The organism is Pseudomonas sp. Choline-02u-1, assembly GCF_002836515.1.
Lineage (GTDB): Bacteria > Pseudomonadota > Gammaproteobacteria > Pseudomonadales > Pseudomonadaceae > Aquipseudomonas.
Window position 1 is genome coordinate 283,045 of record NZ_PJBC01000061.1, and the last position, 18,242, is coordinate 301,286.

The 18,242-nt window shown below is 60.2% G+C and carries 14 protein-coding genes; 8 read left to right on the forward strand and 6 right to left on the reverse strand.

Translation table 11 applies throughout. The features are described from left to right. Positions 1 to 94 precede the first annotated feature (94 nt). Together uvrD and CXF97_RS28065 are read right to left on the reverse strand one after the other, a co-directional pair. Positions 95 to 2,278 (reverse strand): DNA helicase II, encoded by a 2,184-nt coding sequence (gene uvrD / locus CXF97_RS19030; RefSeq protein ID WP_101159828.1) that lies wholly within the window; start codon positions 2,276 to 2,278, stop codon positions 95 to 97. 48 nt (positions 2,279 to 2,326) lie between these two features. Then, a complete protein-coding gene (locus tag CXF97_RS28065; RefSeq protein ID WP_157830915.1) occupies positions 2,327 to 2,503 on the reverse strand; it encodes a hypothetical protein in 177 nt (58 codons plus the stop codon). A gap of 32 nt (positions 2,504 to 2,535) precedes the next feature. Here CXF97_RS28065 and CXF97_RS19035 point away from each other — a divergent pair, with 32 nt between their 5' ends. From CXF97_RS19035 to CXF97_RS19045, 3 genes are all read left to right on the forward strand, one after another. Further along, positions 2,536 to 5,409, forward strand: a complete 2,874-nt coding sequence (locus tag CXF97_RS19035) for a bifunctional diguanylate cyclase/phosphodiesterase (protein WP_101159829.1) — start codon at positions 2,536 to 2,538, stop codon at positions 5,407 to 5,409. Positions 5,410 to 5,536: 127 nt separating this feature from the next. Then, the gene (hexR, locus tag CXF97_RS19040; RefSeq protein ID WP_007962240.1) at positions 5,537 to 6,403 is read left to right on the forward strand and encodes a transcriptional regulator HexR; all 867 of its coding nucleotides are present in this window, start codon (positions 5,537 to 5,539) and stop codon (positions 6,401 to 6,403) included. Between the two features lie 160 nt (positions 6,404 to 6,563). Continuing rightward, complete coding sequence (locus CXF97_RS19045; protein ID WP_101159830.1) at positions 6,564 to 6,767, forward strand: PA3496 family putative envelope integrity protein; 204 nt, start codon at positions 6,564 to 6,566, stop codon at positions 6,765 to 6,767. Here CXF97_RS19045 and CXF97_RS19050 read toward each other — a convergent pair. Then, entirely contained in the window at positions 6,709 to 7,671 is a 963-nt protein-coding gene (locus CXF97_RS19050) for a LysR family transcriptional regulator (RefSeq protein ID WP_101159831.1), read from the reverse strand. The genes CXF97_RS19045 and CXF97_RS19050 overlap by 59 nt on opposite strands. 190 nt (positions 7,672 to 7,861) lie before the next feature. Here CXF97_RS19050 and CXF97_RS19055 point away from each other — a divergent pair, with 190 nt between their 5' ends. Then, complete coding sequence (locus CXF97_RS19055) at positions 7,862 to 9,277, forward strand: acetyl-CoA carboxylase biotin carboxylase subunit (protein WP_101159832.1); 1,416 nt, start codon at positions 7,862 to 7,864, stop codon at positions 9,275 to 9,277. Positions 9,278 to 9,288: 11 nt separating this feature from the next. Beyond that, positions 9,289 to 11,097 (forward strand): sodium-extruding oxaloacetate decarboxylase subunit alpha, encoded by a 1,809-nt coding sequence (oadA, locus tag CXF97_RS19060; RefSeq protein WP_101159836.1) that lies wholly within the window; start codon positions 9,289 to 9,291, stop codon positions 11,095 to 11,097. A 199-nt stretch (positions 11,098 to 11,296) separates the two neighbouring features. Here oadA and CXF97_RS19065 read toward each other — a convergent pair whose 3' ends face one another. Beyond that, positions 11,297 to 13,486 carry an autotransporter domain-containing protein gene (locus tag CXF97_RS19065; protein WP_101159838.1) on the reverse strand — a complete coding sequence of 730 codons (2,190 nt, stop codon included), beginning with the start codon at positions 13,484 to 13,486 and terminating at the stop codon, positions 11,297 to 11,299. A 370-nt stretch (positions 13,487 to 13,856) separates the two neighbouring features. Between CXF97_RS19065 and CXF97_RS19070 the strand changes: the two genes are divergently transcribed. Together CXF97_RS19070 and CXF97_RS19075 are read left to right on the forward strand one after the other, a co-directional pair. Next, positions 13,857 to 15,206, forward strand: coding sequence for a HipA domain-containing protein (locus CXF97_RS19070; protein WP_101159840.1), 1,350 nt, complete (start codon positions 13,857 to 13,859; stop codon positions 15,204 to 15,206). Continuing rightward, positions 15,203 to 15,481: a helix-turn-helix domain-containing protein gene (locus CXF97_RS19075; RefSeq protein WP_039757273.1), complete on the forward strand. Its 279-nt coding sequence runs from the start codon at positions 15,203 to 15,205 to the stop codon at positions 15,479 to 15,481. Before CXF97_RS19070 ends, CXF97_RS19075 begins: the two co-directional genes overlap by 4 nt. A 7-nt stretch (positions 15,482 to 15,488) precedes the next feature. On the opposite strand, the gene CXF97_RS19080 is transcribed toward CXF97_RS19075, so the two are convergent. Both CXF97_RS19080 and CXF97_RS19085 read right to left on the reverse strand, forming a co-directional pair. Continuing rightward, positions 15,489 to 16,325 carry an amino acid ABC transporter permease gene (locus CXF97_RS19080; protein ID WP_101159841.1) on the reverse strand — a complete coding sequence of 279 codons (837 nt, stop codon included), beginning with the start codon at positions 16,323 to 16,325 and terminating at the stop codon, positions 15,489 to 15,491. Next, on the reverse strand, positions 16,322 to 17,140 hold the full coding sequence (locus CXF97_RS19085; RefSeq protein WP_101159843.1) for an ABC transporter substrate-binding protein: 819 nt from the start codon (positions 17,138 to 17,140) through the stop codon (positions 16,322 to 16,324). The genes CXF97_RS19080 and CXF97_RS19085 overlap by 4 nt, the downstream gene beginning before the upstream one ends. Positions 17,141 to 17,254: 114 nt before the next feature. Between CXF97_RS19085 and CXF97_RS19090 the strand changes: the two genes are divergently transcribed. Continuing rightward, positions 17,255 to 18,157, forward strand: coding sequence for a homocysteine S-methyltransferase family protein (locus CXF97_RS19090; RefSeq protein ID WP_101159844.1), 903 nt, complete (start codon positions 17,255 to 17,257; stop codon positions 18,155 to 18,157). Positions 18,158 to 18,242 lie beyond the last annotated feature (85 nt).

The window sequence follows — 18,242 nt, forward strand, 5'->3', positions numbered from 1 at the left end:
CTGCTCGCGAAGGCGTCGTGTCAGACAAATGAATGCCTGATGACGCACCGCTTTCGCGAGCAGGCTCGCTCCCACAGGGGTTCAGTGCAGCTCGTCAGATGGCTTCCAGCTTGGCATACCCGAGCATCAGCCACTTGCTGCCTTCGCTGAAATTCACCTGCACCCGGGCCTGAGCGCCGGAACCTTCGAAGTTGAGGATCACCCCTTCGCCGAAGATCGAGTGACGGACAGCCTGACCAAGCACAAAACCGGTTTCCGGAATCTCGCTGCCGCTGAACAGATTGCTGCCGCTCATCGACTGGTTGCCGCCGAACGGTCGGCTGACGCTGTTGGACAGACGCACTTCCTGAATCAGGCCTTTCGGCACTTCACGTACGAAACGCGACACCTTGTTGTAGGTTTCGCTGCCGTACAGGCGCCGGGTTTCCGCGTAGGTCATGACCAGATTCTGCATCGCCCGGGTGATACCGACGTAAGCCAGACGCCGTTCTTCTTCCAGACGCCCCGGTTCTTCCAGGCTCATTTTGTGCGGGAACAGGCCTTCTTCCATGCCCACCAGGAACACGTAAGGGAATTCCAGACCTTTGGCGCTGTGCAGGGTCATCAGCTGAACGCTGTCTTCATGCTCGTCGGCCTGAGTGTCGCCGGCCTCCAGCGATGCGTGGCCGAGGAATGCCGCCAGTGGCGTCAGCTCTTCGTCCTCTTCGGTGTTTTCGAAGTTGCGCGCGGCGCTGACCAGTTCCTCAAGGTTTTCCACCCGGGCCTGACCTTTTTCGCCTTTTTCCGCTTCGTGGTACGCGATCAGGCCGGACTGCTCGATGACGGTCTGGGTCATCAGGTGCAGCGGCATTTCGGCGCACTTGGCGGCAAGGTTTTCGATCAGCTCGATAAACGCACCCAGTGCGCTGGCCGCGCGGCCAGTCAGGCCTTTGTTGGCAACCAGTTGGCGCATCGCTTCCCACATCGATACATCGCTGTGCCGGGCGTGCTCGCGAATCGCTTCGACAGTTTTCTCACCGATGCCGCGCGCCGGCACGTTGATCACCCGTTCCAGCGCCGCATCGTTGCCGCGACCTTCAAGCAAGCGCAGGTAGGCCATGGCGTTTTTGATTTCCGCGCGCTCGAAGAAGCGCTGCCCGCCATAGATGCGGTAAGGGATGCGCTCGCGCAGCAGGGCTTCTTCGAGCACCCGCGACTGGGCGTTGGAGCGGTACAGAATCGCGACATCGCTACGGGCCAGACCGGTTTTCAGCGCGCTTTCAATGGTTTCGACCACGTAGCGCGCTTCGTCGTGCTCGTTGAAAGCGGCATACAGGTTGATCGCTTCGCCGTCGCCGCCGTCGGTCCACAGCTCTTTGCCCAGACGCCCGGTGTTATTGGCGATGAGCGCGTTGGCGGCTTTGAGGATGCCGGCGGTGGAGCGGTAGTTCTGCTCCAGACGAATCGTCTCGGAATCCGGAAAGTCCGAAGAATACTGATGGATGTTCTCGATCTTCGCGCCACGCCAGCCGTAAATCGACTGATCGTCATCGCCGACCACCATCAGGCTGTCGCCGCCCTTGCCCAGCAGGCGCAACCAGGCGTACTGCACGGCGTTGGTGTCCTGGAACTCGTCGACCAGAATATGGCGGAAGCGCTTTTGGTAGTGCGCCAGCAGGCCCGGGTGGTCGCGCCACAGGTCGAGGGCACGCAGCAGCAGTTCGGAGAAGTCGATCACGCCAGCACGCAGGCACGCCGCCTCGTAGGCTTCGTAGATGCCGCGCATGGTGGCCAGGAACAAGTCGCCGCTGGCCTGAATGTGTTGCGGCCGCAGACCTTCGTCTTTCTGCCCGTTGATGAACCACTGCGCCTGACGCGCCGGCCAGCGTTGCTCGTCCAGACCGAGCTCGCGGATCACCCGCTTGACCAGTCGCTGCTGGTCATCGCTGTCGAGAATCTGGAAGGTCTGGCTCAGCCCCGCTTCCTGCCAGTGCGCCCGCAGCAAACGGTGCGCAAGGCCGTGGAAGGTGCCGACCCACATGCCGGCCGGGTTGATGCCCAGCAACTGCTCGATGCGGTGGCGCATCTCGGCAGCGGCCTTGTTGGTGAAGGTCACCGACAGGATGGAGTGGGGCGAGGCGTTTTCGACCTGGATCAACCAGGCGATACGGTGCACCAGCACTCGGGTTTTACCGGAACCGGCGCCGGCCAGGACCAACTGACGGCCAACGGGGGCCGCTACGGCCTGGCGTTGGGCATCGTTGAGGGAGTTCAGCAGAAGGGAGAGATCATCGCGCATCGGCGCATTCTAGGGTGCGCCGCAGGCCCGGGCAAACCGCACGTTGCATTAGCCGATGAAAGTGCTGCCGATGACGACCGGTCGGTCATTGACTGCAGGCTTTGGCCCGTCTCGCCTGAAGGCTTTCAACCAGGCCCGATGGGCAGGAAATTTCCCGGCAATTGTGATCGGCAGCAGTTTGGCAACGGGATCGGCTTGTGTATGCTCCGTCCACGTTTCGGGCACACGCCCTCCTTATAAGAACAAGAACGTTGCCCATGACCCTCAGCGCCGAATTGTCGGGCCCCTCAGTGGAGCCCCGGCTAATCCGCAAGCACTATGCCGTCGAAATGGCGGTCGAGCGTACGCGTCTGCTGTATCAGGGCTCGCTGCTGCCCACGCTATTCATGTTGATCAACGGTCTGGTCTGCGCCGCTTTGCTCTGGAGCCCACAGCGCTACTTCGTGGTCAGCGTCTGGCTGGTGTGGCTGCTGTCGCTGGTTGCGTTGAGGGTGATTCAGGTGGCCGCGTTCGACTCGGCGATTCCCGATCGCCAGGCCCAGCCGATCTGGTTCCGCATGTTCCTGCTCGGTTCGACCATGACCGGCCTGACCCTGGCCGGTGCCGGCATTGCGCTGGTGCCCGCCGACAATTTCATTCAACAAGCCTGGGTATTCGGCCTGATCGGTGCGGCAACGCTCTCTGCCAGTGTCGCCTACGCGGTGAGCCTGCCGGCGTTTCTCTCGTTTACCTTGCCCTGTCTGTTGCCCGCGATCGGCTACCTGTTCTGGGGTGGCGACGAGCAGTCGCGGGGCTGGGGCTGGCTGGGTTTGATCCTGCTCGGTTCGCTGAGCGTGGTGGCATGGCAGGTCAACCGACTGATTGATCGCGGATTGCTCCGGCGCTTCCAGAATCAGCACCTGATCGAGCACTTGCAGCAAGCGCAAACGCGTAGTGAACAGCTCAATCAGGCGCTTGGCAAAGAGATCGAGCAGCGCCGCTGCGCCGAGGCCCTGTTGCGTGAAGCGCAGGTCGATCTGGAAGACCGCGTCACCCAGCGCAGTCGCGAACTGGATGCGGCCAATCAGGCCCTGAGCAAAAGCGAGGCGCGGTTGGCGCTGGCGCTGAAGGCCAGTGAGCTGGGTTTGTGGGACTGGAACCTGCAGACCGACGAAGTCCATCACACGCAGATTCAGGAGCTGTTCGGCCTCGCCCCGGAGTACGTCACGGCGCTGCTGCGCGACCTCAAACCGCGGCTGCACCCCGAAGATGTGCCGTCGCTCAAGTTCGCCCTGGTCGAGCATCTCAAGGGGCGCACCGAGGATTATCAGGTCGAATACCGCCTGCGTCACGGTGACGGCCATTGGGTGTGGATCGAAGACCGTGGCCGAGCCGTTGAGCGCAGCGCCAGCGGCCGGGTGATCCGCATGGTCGGCACCCGCCGCGACATCAGCGCCAGCAAAAGCCTCGAAGAGCAGCAGCGGCTGGCGGCGACGGTGTTCGAAGCGGCCAGCGAAGGCATTGTGATTCTTGATCCGGACTACGCGCTGATTGCGATCAATCAGGCTTTCAGTCGTGTCACCGGTTACGAGACCGACGACATGCTCGGGCGCAACGTCGTCGAGTTGCCGTGCAGTCGCGATGCCCGCCGTCACTACCTGACGATCCGTCAGGCGCTGGAGCAGCACGGTAGCTGGCAGGGTGAACTGGTGGAAACCCGCAAGAACGGCGAGCTGTATCCGCAGTGGCTGCAGCTCAATGCGGTGCGCGACAGCCGCGGCAATGTCAGCCATATCGTTGGCTTCTTCGCCGATCTCTCGGCGCGGCGGGCGTCAGAAGAACGCCTGCGCTATCTGACCCATTACGACGAGCTCACTGGTCTGGCCAACCGTTCGCTGTTCCGCGAGCGCCTGCACGAAGCGCATCAACGAGTGCGACAGGGCGGGCGGCGCAGTCTGGCGTTGCTGCACATCAACCTGGATCGCTTCAAATTGCTTAATGACAGCCTCGGCCATGAAGTCGCCGATCAGTTGCTGCAGAAGATGGCGCGGCGGCTGGTCAACGCCTTGCCGGAAGCCGACACCATTGCCCGCTTGTCCGGCGACGAGTTTGCCGTGCTGTTCGATGCCTACGGCCATCTGTCGAGCCTGGCCCGGGTGGCCACGCGGTTGTCGGCCAAGCTGCGTTTGCCGCTGAGCGTCGACGGCCATGAGTTGGTGGTCAGCGCCTCGATGGGCATCAGCCTGTTACCGGACAACGCGCGGGAAATCTCGGCACTGGTCAGCCAATCGAACATGGCCATGCAGCACGCCAAACATCTGGGCGGCAACAATTTCCAGTTCTACACCGAGAGCCTGCAGGCCAGCACTCTGGAGCGCTTGCAGCTGGAAAACCATTTGCGCAGGGCCATCGAAGAACAGCAACTGACGGTGTTCTACCAACCCAAACTGTGCCTGCAAACCGGTCGTCTGAATGCTGCTGAAGCGCTGGTGCGTTGGGATCATCCGAGCATGGGCCAGGTGCCGCCGGCAGATTTCATCGGCCTTGCCGAAGAGACCGGTCTGATCGGGCCGATCGGCGAATTCGTCCTGCGCCAGGCGTGCTGGCAGGCGTGCGAATGGCAGCGCCAGGGGCTGGCGCCGATCCGCGTGTCGGTCAACCTGTCGGTGCATCAACTGCGCCAGGGCAAACTGGTCAGCCTGGTGCGGCAGGTGCTGGAAGAAACCGGGCTGGCGCCGCACTGCCTGGAGCTGGAACTGACCGAAAGCCATCTGCTCGACAGCGTCGAACACATCATTGCGACGTTCCAGCAACTGCGCGATCTGGGGGTGAAGCTGGCGATCGATGATTTCGGTACCGGTTATTCCTCGCTGAGTTACCTCAAGCGCATCCCGGTGGATTACGTGAAGATCGATCAGGCGTTCATTCGCGGCTTGAGCGAGGGCAGTGCGGACGCAGCGATCACTCGCGCGATCATCGCCATGGCTCACGGGCTGGCGCTGAAAGTGGTGGCCGAGGGCGTCGAGCGCCAGGATCAGCTGGAATTTTTGCGCATGGAGCGCTGCGACGAAGTGCAGGGTTATCTGATCAGCCGACCGGTGGACGCTGCCTGTCTGGCCGGGCTTTTACGTGATCAGGAAAATCTGCGCTAGGGGCTACATGCAGCTAAGCGTGCCTGATGCCGGGACATGGAGTTACGCTTTGAGCAGGCAAAATGCCCATTCATGTAGTATAACTACAAGCTTGCTACATCCTTGCCCACAAGAAGAGTCCAGCCCCTTGAATCTGCTGCAACACATCGCCCAGTCACGTCACCTGTTACGCAAGTCGGAGCTCAAGGTCGCCGACCACGTGCTGCTTGACCCTGCGGCGGTGATGCACAGTTCCATGGCCGACCTCGCTCACAGCGTCGGCATCAGCGAGCCGACCATCGTGCGCTTTTGCCGCGCCATCGGTTGTTCCGGCTTCCAGGATCTCAAACTGAAACTGGCGCAAAGCCTGGCCGCCGGCGCCAGCTTCGGCCAGTTCGCGATCCACGAAGATGATTCCGTCGCCGACTACAGCCTGAAGATTTTCGACACCACGCTGCACACCCTGATGGAGGTACGCGAGAAACTCGACCCGGTGGAGTTGCAGCGCGCGGTGACGCTGATGTCGCAGGCGCAACGTGTCGAGTTCTACGGTTTTGGTGCCTCCGGCGCAGTGGCGGCGGATGCCCAGCACAAATTCTTCCGTCTGTTGCTGACCGCAGCGGCGTATTCCGACCCGCACATGCAGGCGATGTCGGCAGTGACCCTGAAGCCTACCGACGTGGCGATCTGTATTTCCCAGTCGGGGCGCTCCAAGGATTTGCTGATCACCGCTAACCTCGTTCGCGAGAGTGGTGCGTCGTTGATTACCCTTTGCCCGAGCCAGACGCCGTTGGCCGAACTGTCGACCGTGAATCTGGCGATCGATGTGCACGAAGACACCGAGATTTACACGCCGCTGACCTCGCGAATCGCCCACCTGGTGGTGATCGACGTGCTGGCGATGGGCGTGGCCATGGCGCGCGGGCCGAGCCTGGTCAATCACCTCAAGAGCGTCAAGCGCAGTCTGCGCAGTTTGCGTTTGTCTCCCAAGGCTGTGAAAGCCCTGGACGATTAAGATCAAAAGATCGCAGCCTTCGGCAGCTCCTACATTTGGAATGCGTTCCCTGTAGGAGCTGCCGAAGGCTGCGATCTTTGCTTTTTGACGGAAACTTTCATCAAACCGTCATCCCCCACGCCTATCGTGAAACTCCCGTACTCGCCTTGGGAGACTCGAAATGGCTCAGCCCTACGAAGAACGCAACAGTGCCGCGAAAACCCGTCGTCAGCAGGAAGATCAGCGCCGCATGGAATTTCGCCGCGCAATCGAGGATCGCTTCGAACTGCGCCAGCTTCAGGCCGCGATCGGCGATTTTCCCGAATTCACGCACTGGCAGGCGACCCCCGCAGCTTCCCGTCGAAACGCTCAACCAACGCAATAATCTGCGCCCGCTCGCTGCGGATAAACGCCAGGAAGGCGTGCGCCACCGGTGACAGCCGTTTGGCTTTGGCTTGCACCAGGCACCAACTGCGCATCAGCGGCAACTCTTCGACCGGCAGCTCGACCAGACCGCCGGTCGCCAGCTCCAGGTTCAGGGCGTGGCGCGTCAACAACGCCAGGCCCAGACCCGCCAACACGCACTCGCGCTGAGCTTCGGCGGACGCCACTTCCTGGGTCTGGGTGAAGTGCACGCGCTTTTCCTTGAAGTATTCCTCGCAGGCCAGACGCGTACCCGAGCCCGGTTCGCGAATCAGCAGCGTATAAGGCTCGAGATCCTGCAAGCGCAGCGAGCCCATGTGCGCCAGCGGGTGATCCGGGCGCGCCACGGCGACAATCGGATTATTGAGAAACGGCAGAAATTCCAGGCCCATGTCCTGCGGCACCATCGACATGATCACCAGATCATCGCGGTTGTCCGAGAGACGGCGGATGACCTGACCACGGTTGACCACGGTCAGCTGTAAATTGACTTCCGGGTGTTGGCGTTTGAATGCGGCAAACAGGTGCGGCACGAAATATTTGGCGCTGGATTCCACTGCCAGTTTCAGCTGGCCCTGCAGCGAACCCTGCATGTCCGACAACTGCATATCGAGGTTTTCCAGCCGTCCGAAAATGTCCCGACTGGCGCGTTGAAGCGCTTCTGCCGCCTCGGTCATGTAGAGTTTTTTACCGACGTAGTCGAAAAGCGGCTGGCCAATCAACTCTTCAAGCTGACGAATCTGTAGGCTGACGGCCGGTTGCGTAAGGGACATTTCCTCAGCGGCGCGGCTGTAGGAACGTAGATCGCACACCTCATTGAAGATTTGCAGTTGACGCAATGTCATACGCATCAAGGACTTACGCATATCAGTGGGGCTCGGTCGGCGAGTGAATGTTCTGACTATAAGTGTTTACTTATGCCTGTCCCAATTTTTACTCATTTTTGTTAATCCCTTGGCGGCGCTAGTGTGGGCTTGCGACTGAATTGAAACATTTGGTCACGCGTCGACCTGGGTCTAGCAGGTCGTGGTGCCACCGGCTCAAGGGAACCTCCAAGTGATAAAAAAGATCCTGATCGCCAACCGTGGTGAGATCGCCGTACGAATCGTACGAGCCTGCGCCGAAATGGGCATTCGCTCGGTTGCGATTTTCTCTGATGCCGATCGCCATGCCTTGCATGTGAAGCGTGCGGACGAGGCCCACAGCGTGGGTGCCGAGCCATTGGCCGGCTACCTGAACCCGCGCAAGCTGGTGAACCTGGCCGTGGAAACCGGCTGCGATGCGCTGCACCCCGGCTACGGTTTCCTGTCGGAAAACGCCGAGCTGGCGGAAATCTGCGCCGAGCGCGGTATCAAGTTCATCGGCCCGTCGGCGGAAGTCATCCGGCGCATGGGCGACAAGACCGAAGCGCGGCGCAGCATGATCAAAGCCGGCGTACCGGTGACGCCCGGTACCGAGGGCAATGTCTGCGGCATCGAAGAAGCCTTGGTCGAAGGCGACCGCATCGGTTACCCGGTGATGCTCAAGGCCACCTCTGGTGGCGGCGGCCGCGGTATCCGTCGCTGCAACAGCCGCGAAGAACTCGAACAGAACTTCCCCCGTGTCATCTCCGAAGCCACCAAGGCGTTCGGTTCGGCGGAAGTGTTCCTGGAAAAATGCATCGTCAATCCCAAACACATCGAAGCACAGATTCTCGGTGACAGTTTTGGCAACGTCGTGCACCTGTTCGAGCGTGACTGCTCGATCCAGCGCCGCAACCAGAAGCTGATCGAGATAGCGCCGAGCCCGCAGCTCACCCCGGAGCAGCGCGCCTACATCGGCGACCTGTCGGTGCGTGCGGCCAAGGCGGTGGGGTACGAGAACGCCGGTACCGTGGAGTTCCTGCTCGCCGAGGGCGAGGTGTACTTCATGGAGATGAACACTCGCGTGCAGGTGGAACACACCATCACCGAAGAAATCACCGGCATCGATATCGTCCGCGAACAGATTCGCATCGCTTCCGGCCTGCCATTGTCGGTGAAGCAGGAAGACATTCAGCACCGTGGCTTCGCGTTGCAGTTCCGTATCAATGCCGAAGACCCGAAAAACAACTTCCTGCCGAGCTTCGGCAAGATCACCCGTTACTACGCCCCCGGCGGCCCGGGCGTGCGCACCGACACGGCGATCTACACCGGCTACACCATTCCACCGTTCTACGACTCGATGTGCCTGAAGCTGGTGGTCTGGGCGCTGACCTGGGAAGAGGCGATGGACCGTGGCTTGCGCGCGCTGGACGACATGCGTCTGCAGGGCGTGAAGACTACCGCCGCGTACTACCAGGAAATTCTGCGCAACCCGGAATTTCGTAGCGGCCAGTTCAATACCAGCTTCGTTGAAAGCCACCCGGAACTGACCAACTACTCGATCAAGCGCAAACCCGAAGAGCTGGCCCTGGCCATCGCCGCCGCCATCGCCGCCCACGCAGGCCTGTGAGGAATACAAGAATGAGCAAGAAGATTTTCGTAACAGACACCATCCTGCGCGACGCTCATCAATCGCTGCTCGCCACTCGCATGCGCACCGAAGACATGCTGCCGATCTGCGACAAGCTCGACAAGGTCGGCTACTGGTCGCTGGAATGCTGGGGCGGAGCGACCTTCGACGCCTGCGTGCGCTTCCTCAAAGAAGACCCGTGGGAGCGCCTGCGCCAACTGCGTGCTGCGCTGCCCAACACCCGTCTGCAAATGCTTTTGCGCGGGCAGAACCTGCTCGGTTATCGCCATTACAGCGACGACGTGGTTCAGGCCTTCGTCGTCAAAGCCGCAGAAAATGGCATCGACGTGTTCCGCATCTTCGATGCGATGAACGATGTGCGTAACCTGCGCGTGGCCATCGAAGCGGTGAAGGCTGCCGGCAAACATGCGCAAGGCACCATCGCCTACACCACCAGCCCGGTGCACACCATCGACGCCTTCGTTACCCAGGCCAGGCAAATGGAATCCATGGGTTGCGATTCGGTCGCGATCAAGGACATGGCCGGTCTGTTGACGCCGTACGCCACTGGTGAACTGGTGCGGGCGTTGAAAGCCGAGCAATCGCTGCCGGTGTTCATCCACTCCCACGACACCGCTGGCCTGGCCGCCATGTGCCAGCTCAAAGCAATCGAGAACGGTGCCGATCACATTGATACGGCGATCTCCAGCTTCGCCTCCGGCACCAGTCATCCGGGCACCGAGTCGATGGTCGCTGCGCTCAAGGGCACCGAGTACGACACCGGCCTGAATCTGGAACTGCTCCAGGAAATCGGCCTGTACTTCTATGCCGTGCGCAAGAAGTACCACCAGTTCGAAAGCGAATTCACCGCCGTCGACACTCGTGTGCAGGTCAACCAGGTGCCTGGCGGGATGATTTCCAACCTCGCCAACCAGTTGAAAGAGCAGGGCGCCCTCAACCGCATGGGCGAAGTGCTCGCAGAAATCCCGCGCGTACGTGAAGACCTCGGCTTCCCGCCGCTGGTGACGCCGACCTCGCAGATCGTCGGCACCCAGGCGTTCTTCAACGTGCTGGCCGGCGAGCGCTACAAGACCATCACCAACGAAGTGAAGCTGTATCTGCAGGGCGGCTACGGCAAGGCACCGGGCGTGGTCAATGAAAAACTGCGGCGTCAGGCGATCGGCAGCGAAGACGTCATCGACGTGCGCCCGGCCGATCTGCTCAAGCCGGAAATGACCAAGCTGCGGGCCGATATCGGCGCTCTGGCCAAGTCTGAAGAAGACGTGCTGACTTTCGCCATGTTTCCGGACATCGGCCGCAAGTTCCTCGAAGAGCGCGCTGCCGGCACCCTTACGCCGGAAGTGCTGTTGCCGATCCCGGAAGCCGGCGCCGTGGCCTCGGCGGCGGGCGAGGGCGTACCGACCGAGTTCGTCATCGACGTCCATGGCGAAACCTACCGCGTCGACATCACTGGTGTCGGCGTCAAGGCCGAGGGCAAGCGCCACTTCTACCTGTCCATCGACGGCATGCCGGAAGAAGTGGTGTTCGAACCGCTCAATGAATTTGTCGGCGGTGGCAGCAGCAAACGCAAGCAGGCCTCGGCGCCGGGCCACGTCAGCACCACTATGCCGGGCAACATCGTCGATGTGCTGGTCAAGGAGGGCGACACCGTCAAGGCCGGCCAGGCTGTATTGGTCACCGAAGCGATGAAGATGGAAACCGAAGTCCAGGCTGCGATTGCCGGCAAGGTCGCCGCGATACATGTGGCCAAGGGTGACCGGGTGAATCCGGGTGAAATTCTGATCGAGATCGAAGGCTGAGATAATAGCCGCGATCGACCGTTTTAAACCTCGGGGGGGCATGTGCTCCCCTTTTTTTTGCCTGTTTTTTCCCGACCTTGTCAGGCACACATGGGTGAGCGAGCCAGCTCGCGAATACGTCGGATCAGCCAACATCATCTGCGAGCGATCCACCGCTTTTGCGAGCAGGCTCGCTCCCTCAGGGGGTGTGCTTAATCCATCAGAACGCCATGCGCCACTGACCCGACACGCCATACGTTCGGCTGTCGTCGCCCAGCTCACCCGTTAAGCCCACGCCCAGTGTGTGCGCCGCCGAAAGTCCAAGATCCAGCCCTGCATCCAGCGACAGACTGTCCCGATCCAGTGTCGCGCCATTCACTTCGAAACGCTTGCCGCCGTTGCGCAGTTGCTGGCCGGTGCCGCTGTCGATTTCGCCGAAAGTGTGTTTCCAGCCTGCACTCAACCGTGGGGTCAAATGCATGCCGTTATCCAGCGTATTGATCCGCGCAAGCCGCAGGCCAAAGGTGCTGCTGAAATTGTCGCGGGTCTGGCCGTAGATTTTCAGCGCCGCATCGCCGCCTTTTTCGTTGTAGCTGTCGCGCTGATAACGCTGATAGCCGAGGCTGGCGAAGGGTTCGAGGGTCACGCTATCCCGGCCCAGGTTAAACCCGGCTTCGGCGAACGCCTGTTGAGTATTGGCGTCGTAGTTGCCCCTGAGACGATCGCTGAAACCCTTGAACGCTACCCGCCGTGTGCTGCTGCCGTCATGGCCGGCGTAGGTGGCGCCCAGGCGCAAAGACAGCGGGCCGTCTTGACGCACGGCGTATGCGCCAAGATGCCAGCTATCGAGGTCGCCGTCGTACTGGCGGGCATCGAGGTTCGTCTGCGATTTGCCGCCGAGCACGCCGACATGCCAGTGCTCGTCGAGTCGCCAGTCAGCGCCCATGACCAGCCCTTGAGTGGCATGTTGAAGGATGCCGTCGGCGTCGCGGTCAATCTTGCCGCCGTGGCCCAATGCCTGGAACCACAGCCGCCCGGAGTCTTCGCTGCCGGAGGTCTGATGAGTTGAACTGCGCGAGCCGTCAGTAGAGCCGGACCGGTTGTCCAGTTGGCGCATCGCCGAGAGCATGCTCGCACTGACCGGCGTGACACTGCTCAGTGTGGCTTTGGCGAGGTTGGCATTGCTGCCGGCGGCGAGTTGGTCGAGCGCGATGGGGGCGGTGGCTTTATCGCTGGTCAGCAGTGCGGCGACGGCGGTGTTGATGGGCTTTGCAGGCTCGGACGCCGGCTGTGCGGTGGTTTGTGCAGTTACGATTTCGTTGGGTATCGATGATTCCACCGATGCGGAGTCTTCAATCAAGGTCGCAACTGAGGTCAGGGCAGGGGCTGGAGCTGCGATCACCGCTGTCATTGAAGCTGGAGCGGGCGTTGTCGCGATCGGTACAGCGGGAGAAGTCGGCTGCTCTGGCTCGATAATACTGCCTGCAAGTTCGCCTGCATTTTCTGTAAGAGCGAGGCTTTGGAGCGGTTCACCATTGCGAGCATAAGTCAGTCCAACCGACTTCTTGTTGTAGTGAGCTGTGGCGGTCATATAGGCCAGATCGTTCTCTATCCTGCCGAATTCGCCTTTTACCTCTCGTGCCTCAATGACTTTGTATTGGTTGCTCTGCGGATATTCACCGGAAGCCGAAGCAATCTTCAGGGTGGCACCTTCGAGTTGGGCTGTGCCATCGACCTTTATCGTCTGACCACCAGAGGGAGTGACCTCGTAAGCCAATTCGGCACCAGGCGCCAAGTGCAAATTACCCTTCACTCGCGGTGCGCCAAGCGCTGCATTGATGGTGAGCAGCCCACCTACCTCAAGATTTCCCACCGTGCCTTTACCGGCGAAACTGCCGCCATTCTGGACATACACATCACCCTTGATGCTGCCGAGGTTGGTCAACGCTCCACCGCTGTTGACCAGAACACCTTCATGGAAATCGCCTTTGGAGCTCAGCGTCCAGTTGCCTTGGGCGACGAATAACCCATTGAAGTTGCGCGTGTCGTTCAACGTGCCGCCATCCGCAGCATTAAGGAACAACACATTATTGCCCTTGCCGCCATCCAGCCGACCCGTGAAGCTTGCGCCGTCGGTTAGGGTAATCAAGTCGTTGACGTCAGTCCCTTTGAACAAGGTTTCCGGTGTCGTAAAGGTTATCGGTACCGTGCTCGCGTCGGTGAGAAAACCCTGTAGCCGTTCCATCGCCTGTTGCTTGGGGTTGGTTTCGGGCTGCTCCGTCGTTTCCATGCTTGGGGGCTGCTCTATTGCTTCAGTGGATTGCTCGGCGTTAGCCAGCGCTACGCCACCCATTGCCAATGAAATAGCCAGAGCCAAGTGTTTTGGTGCGAATAGGTGTTGAGTGGGCATCAAGTTCGACCTCCTTATCGAGAAGACCCAACTCTATTGCTGCCTGAAAAAAACCGATGTCGGCCGCTTCCCACATCCACGCAGGCGACATCGGATCGTTGTGTAGAAAACCCTCACTGGTTTCCACAAATCAGAGCTTTTGCGCAGTGGTGGCTGTTCTTTCTCCTACGGCTTTGTACCGTTGAAGAACCTTCACCAGCGGCACGTCAGACGCTTAACTGCATTAATTTGCGTTCATACGGTCACATGGGAATGTTAATCTGCATTTTTTTGCAGATATTCCGGCGCGTAAAACTGTTTGGATGCACTATAATGCATGTATTAACAGTTTTTTCTCGTTTAGCTGCATTTAAATGCATACGGAATCAACATGTACAACCTGACACTCCAGATATTCACCGCCGGGCAATGGCACGACGCGATGATTCTTGACTTCGATGATCCGGAAAAAGGCTTCGAAAGCCGCTGCAGTTTTGGCTATGAAGCGGACTATCTGGTGGAAAACATCGAGTTGATCGGGTCGCCTTTTTCCCAAGCCGTGAGTGCCCTGTATCCGCTGGATTGGGAAGGTCGGCGCGCGAAGACACCAGCCTTTGTCCACGACATCGCACCGGCAGGCGCAGCCAAGCGGTTTCTGCTCGCCCGCCTGGGTCAGGAAAGACCCGCCGAGATCAGTGCCGATCTGTTTCTGCTGGGTCGCAGTACACCGGCTCCCATTGGCAACATGCGCATAAAGGAATCGGCGGAAGCAGTCGATGAGAGGAAGCCGATCGGATTCGAGCGCGAGGAGGTCATTAGCCGCGACAACCGCTTTCTTGAATATGCCTACGAGCTAGGCGCGGCCATCGGTGGCGCGACGGGGGCAGGTGGTGAAGCTCCGAAGCTATTACTGGCAGAAAACAGCGCCGGGCTTCTGTATCCCGATGCGGTATTGGACGATGAAGAAGTGCGACAGCACTGGTTCGTGAAATTCGCCAGAAACAGGGGCGGGCAGACCGACCAGGACATCCTGCGCAGCGAATTCCATTACTACAATGCGCTGCAGACATTGGGCATCGAAACGGTCGCGGCAGAGGGCCTGGCCTTGGAAGAGGCGAACAAACCGAGTTTGTGGATGCGGCGTTTTGATCGACAAGTGAAAGATGGGGCGGTGTCGCGTTTTGCCGTCGAATCGATTTATTCGCTGGCTGAAGTGACGACGCCAGGCAGTGCCATGAATCATCTGGAAGTGATACGCATGCTCGCCGGGCTCTGGCGCAAAGCGGGTCAGGCCAGCCTGATTCCCGGCCTCGTCGCCGATTATCTGCGTCGCGACCTGATCAATAAAATCCTCGGAAACTCCGATAACCACGGCCGTAACACGGCGATCATCCGGCAAGAGAACGCATTCCAGCTCGCGCCGATTTATGACCTCGCCCCGATGGTCATGGATGACGAAGGCGTGACTCGTACGACCAAATGGCCAAGAGAGTTGGAGCGGGCGGGAGATGTCGATTGGCGAGGTGTCTGCCGCGTATTGGCCGATAGCGCAGATCCGCACGATTCGTTGGCGGGGCTGGATGCCTCGGCGCTGTTCGAAGGCCTGCGCGCGGATGCCCGCCGTCTGGCCGCACTGCCGGATATTCTTGCGGCCAGCGGTTTGCCCGCCAGAACCATGAATCACCCGAGCGTTCACCTGAAAAACCTCGAGCAACGTTTGAAAGAGTGGAACCTGCAATGAGTCTGACCGTCCTCGAGCGCACGGCGCTCATCGAAAGCATTCAGCAAGCGCTGGCCGAAGGCACTCTGGAAATCGGTGACGCCGTGCGCCGTTTACGGGTCGAAGTCACCGGTCTGCATCAGACTCAGTTCGCGAAGATGTGCAAGATTTCAGTGCGCACGCTGGTGCATATCGAACATGGCGAAGGCAATCAGACCCTGAAGTCGCTGAACGCGGTGTTCCGCCCATTCGGCATGAAAATGGGCGTTGTGCGGATTCGCCGGGACACCATTTGAATGCACCTCAACTACGGCGCACATACGTCTTGCCGTAATGCCGCTCCATTCTTGCCTGAATCAACTCCAGCCCGATCGACATCAGCCAGTAGATGATCGCCGCCGTGGTGAGCATTTCGATGTAGCGATAGCTTGAGCGGCCGTACGACTGGGCGAGAAACATCACTTCCCACACGCCCATCACCGAGATCAGCGACGAGTCCTTGAGCATCGAGATGAACTGATTGGTGGTCGGTGGAATGATCGTGCGCATGGCCTGGGGCAGGGTGATGCGCCAGAAAATCACGCTTTCGCGCAGGCCCAGCGCCAGCGATGCTTCGCGTTGGCCGTGATCGACGCCGAGGATGCCGGCGCGGAAGATTTCGCTCAGGTAGGCGCCGTAGTTCAGCGACAGGGCAATGATGCCGGCGACGATGGCGCCGGGGACAATGCCCAGTTGCGGCAGGCCGAGGTAGATCAGCAGGATCTGGATCAGCAGCGGCGTGCCACGAAAGAACGAGGTGTAGAAACTGGCGATGCCAAACGCCACGGCGCTGTTCGACAGGCGCGCCAGCGCGGTGATGAAACCCAGCAGCGACGAGGCGATGATTGCGCAGGCGCAGAGAAACAGCGTCAGCGCTGCGCCTTGCAGGAAGCCGTTGGGCGCCAGCTTCAGGCCAACGAGGTTGGGTAGCTTGTCGAGGATGATCGCGAACTTCAGGTCGAAGCTCAGAAAGAATCCGGCGAACAGGCAGAACAGCGCCGCCCACGTCAGGTACAGGCGCGTACGGAATCCGAAAAGCTTTTGCAGGCGTGTTTCAGCCACCGGTTGCGGTGGCTGTGGCGGGGTTGGAAAGGAAGTCATTGGCTGATATCGGCGCCGATCCATTTCTGCGACAGCCTGCTCAGGGTGCCGTCCTGTTTCAGCTGGGCGAATACCTCACGCACCTTGGCGTCCCATTGCGGGTCACCTTTTTCGATGGCCACTGAGTTCGGTTCCGAGTACAGCGGTTCGCCGGCCAGTTTGAAGCGCGGGTCCTGGCTCAGACGCGGCTGCGCGGTGACCAGATTGGTGAGGATCGCATCCAGGCGCACGCCGGCCCCCAGGCCCAGATCCTGAAAGGCGACGTTGTCGGTGTCATACGGGGCGATCTGCACATCCTCGAACGGATATTGCAACTGCGTATCCTCGGCGCCTTCGATGACCAGATTCTTGTTCAGGTAACTTTCGTAGCTGGAGGCGCTGGTCAGGCCGACTTTCTTGCCGCTCAGATCCTTGGCGCTGTGGATGCGATCGTCCTTGGCGTTGACCACGATTACCGCTGGCGAGGCGTAGTACTCGACCGGGAAGTCGAACACTTCTGCGCGGGCTTTGCTCGGGGTCATCGAGCAGATGCAGATGTCGTAGCGCCCGCTCCAGCGGCCGGCGGCGATCACGTCCCAGGACGGCGTTTCGAGACGAAGTTTGACGCCAAGCTTGTCCGCCACGGCTTTGGCAACGTCAACGTCGAAACCGTCGAGTTGATTCTGCTCATTGAGAAACGAGAACGGCGGATAGCTTTCCATCAGCACGCCAACCAGTTCTTTCTTCTGCTCGACACGGTCCAGCGTCGCGCCGCCGAAGGCTTGGCTGGAGGCCAGAATGGTCAGGCCCAGGGCCAATAGCGGTTGGAATTTCACAGTTGCTTCCTGCTGAAAAAAAGAGGTTGTTATTAACCGATTGGTGCGTATTAAATAGTTATAAGAACGGCTCCGATAGTGAGTTATTTTCATAAGCATATGAGTGAATAGCATATGAGCGCAGCAGCAACGGTCATTCTCGATGGCGGCATGGGCCGTGAATTGCAACGCGCCGGCGCGCCGTTTCGCCAGCCCGAGTGGTCGGCCCTGGCGCTGAGCGAAGCACCGCAAGCGGTCGAGGCGGTACACGCCGCTTACATCGCCAGTGGCGCTAACGTGATCACCAGCAACAGCTACGCAGTGGTGCCGTTCCACATTGGCGAGGCGCGGTTTGCAACTGAAGGCCAAGCGCTTGCGGCATTGGCGGGGGAGTTGGCGCAGCGGGCGGTGCTGGCATCCGGCAAATCGGTGCGTGTTGCCGGTTCGTTGCCGCCGCTGTTCGGCTCCTACCGTCCGGACCTCTTCGAAGCGGATCGTGTGAGCGAGTTGCTGACGCCGCTGGTCAACGGACTGGCTCCGCACGTTGATCTCTGGCTGGCCGAAACCCAGAGCTCGATCGTCGAGGCACGCGCCATTCACGCGGGGCTGCCGAAGGATGGCAAACCGTTCTGGCTGTCGTTCACTCTCAAGGATGAAGACACCGATGAAGTGCCGCGCCTGCGCTCCGGCGAGCCGGTGACCGAAGCGGCTGCGGTGGCGGCTGAACTGGGCGTCGCGACCTTGCTGTTCAACTGCAGTCAGCCTGAAGTGATTGGCGCCGCCATCGACGCGGCGCGCGTAACGTTCGAGCGTCTCGGTGTGACGATCAATATCGGCGCGTATGCCAATGCGTTTCCACCGCAACCGAAGGAAGCCACGGCCAACGACGGGCTCGACCCGTTGCGTGACGATCTCGATCCGCCGGGGTATCTGCACTGGGCGCTGGACTGGCGACAGCGGGGCGCCAGTCACTTGGGCGGCTGCTGCGGGATCGGGCCGGAGCATATTGCGGTGCTGGCGCAGAAACTCGGTAGCTGAGCCACTCCAATCCAGAATGTGGGAGCAACTGTCTTAAACCGCCGTCCATCAGCGCCATTCTGTACCGTCTCGCAGCATGGCATTC

Coding starts and splice junctions, on each gene's coding strand:
- uvrD (WP_101159828.1), bottom strand. CDS start 2,278: ATGCGCGATGATCTCTCCCTTCTGCTGAACTCCCTCAACGATGCCCAA.
- CXF97_RS19035 (WP_101159829.1), top strand. CDS start 2,536: ATGACCCTCAGCGCCGAATTGTCGGGCCCCTCAGTGGAGCCCCGGCTA.
- CXF97_RS19045 (WP_101159830.1), top strand. CDS start 6,564: ATGGCTCAGCCCTACGAAGAACGCAACAGTGCCGCGAAAACCCGTCGT.
- CXF97_RS19050 (WP_101159831.1), bottom strand. CDS start 7,671: ATGCGTAAGTCCTTGATGCGTATGACATTGCGTCAACTGCAAATCTTC.
- oadA (WP_101159836.1), top strand. CDS start 9,289: ATGAGCAAGAAGATTTTCGTAACAGACACCATCCTGCGCGACGCTCAT.
- CXF97_RS19065 (WP_101159838.1), bottom strand. CDS start 13,486: ATGCCCACTCAACACCTATTCGCACCAAAACACTTGGCTCTGGCTATT.
- CXF97_RS19070 (WP_101159840.1), top strand. CDS start 13,857: ATGTACAACCTGACACTCCAGATATTCACCGCCGGGCAATGGCACGAC.
- CXF97_RS19075 (WP_039757273.1), top strand. CDS start 15,203: ATGAGTCTGACCGTCCTCGAGCGCACGGCGCTCATCGAAAGCATTCAG.
- CXF97_RS19080 (WP_101159841.1), bottom strand. CDS start 16,325: ATGACTTCCTTTCCAACCCCGCCACAGCCACCGCAACCGGTGGCTGAA.
- CXF97_RS19090 (WP_101159844.1), top strand. CDS start 17,255: ATGAGCGCAGCAGCAACGGTCATTCTCGATGGCGGCATGGGCCGTGAA.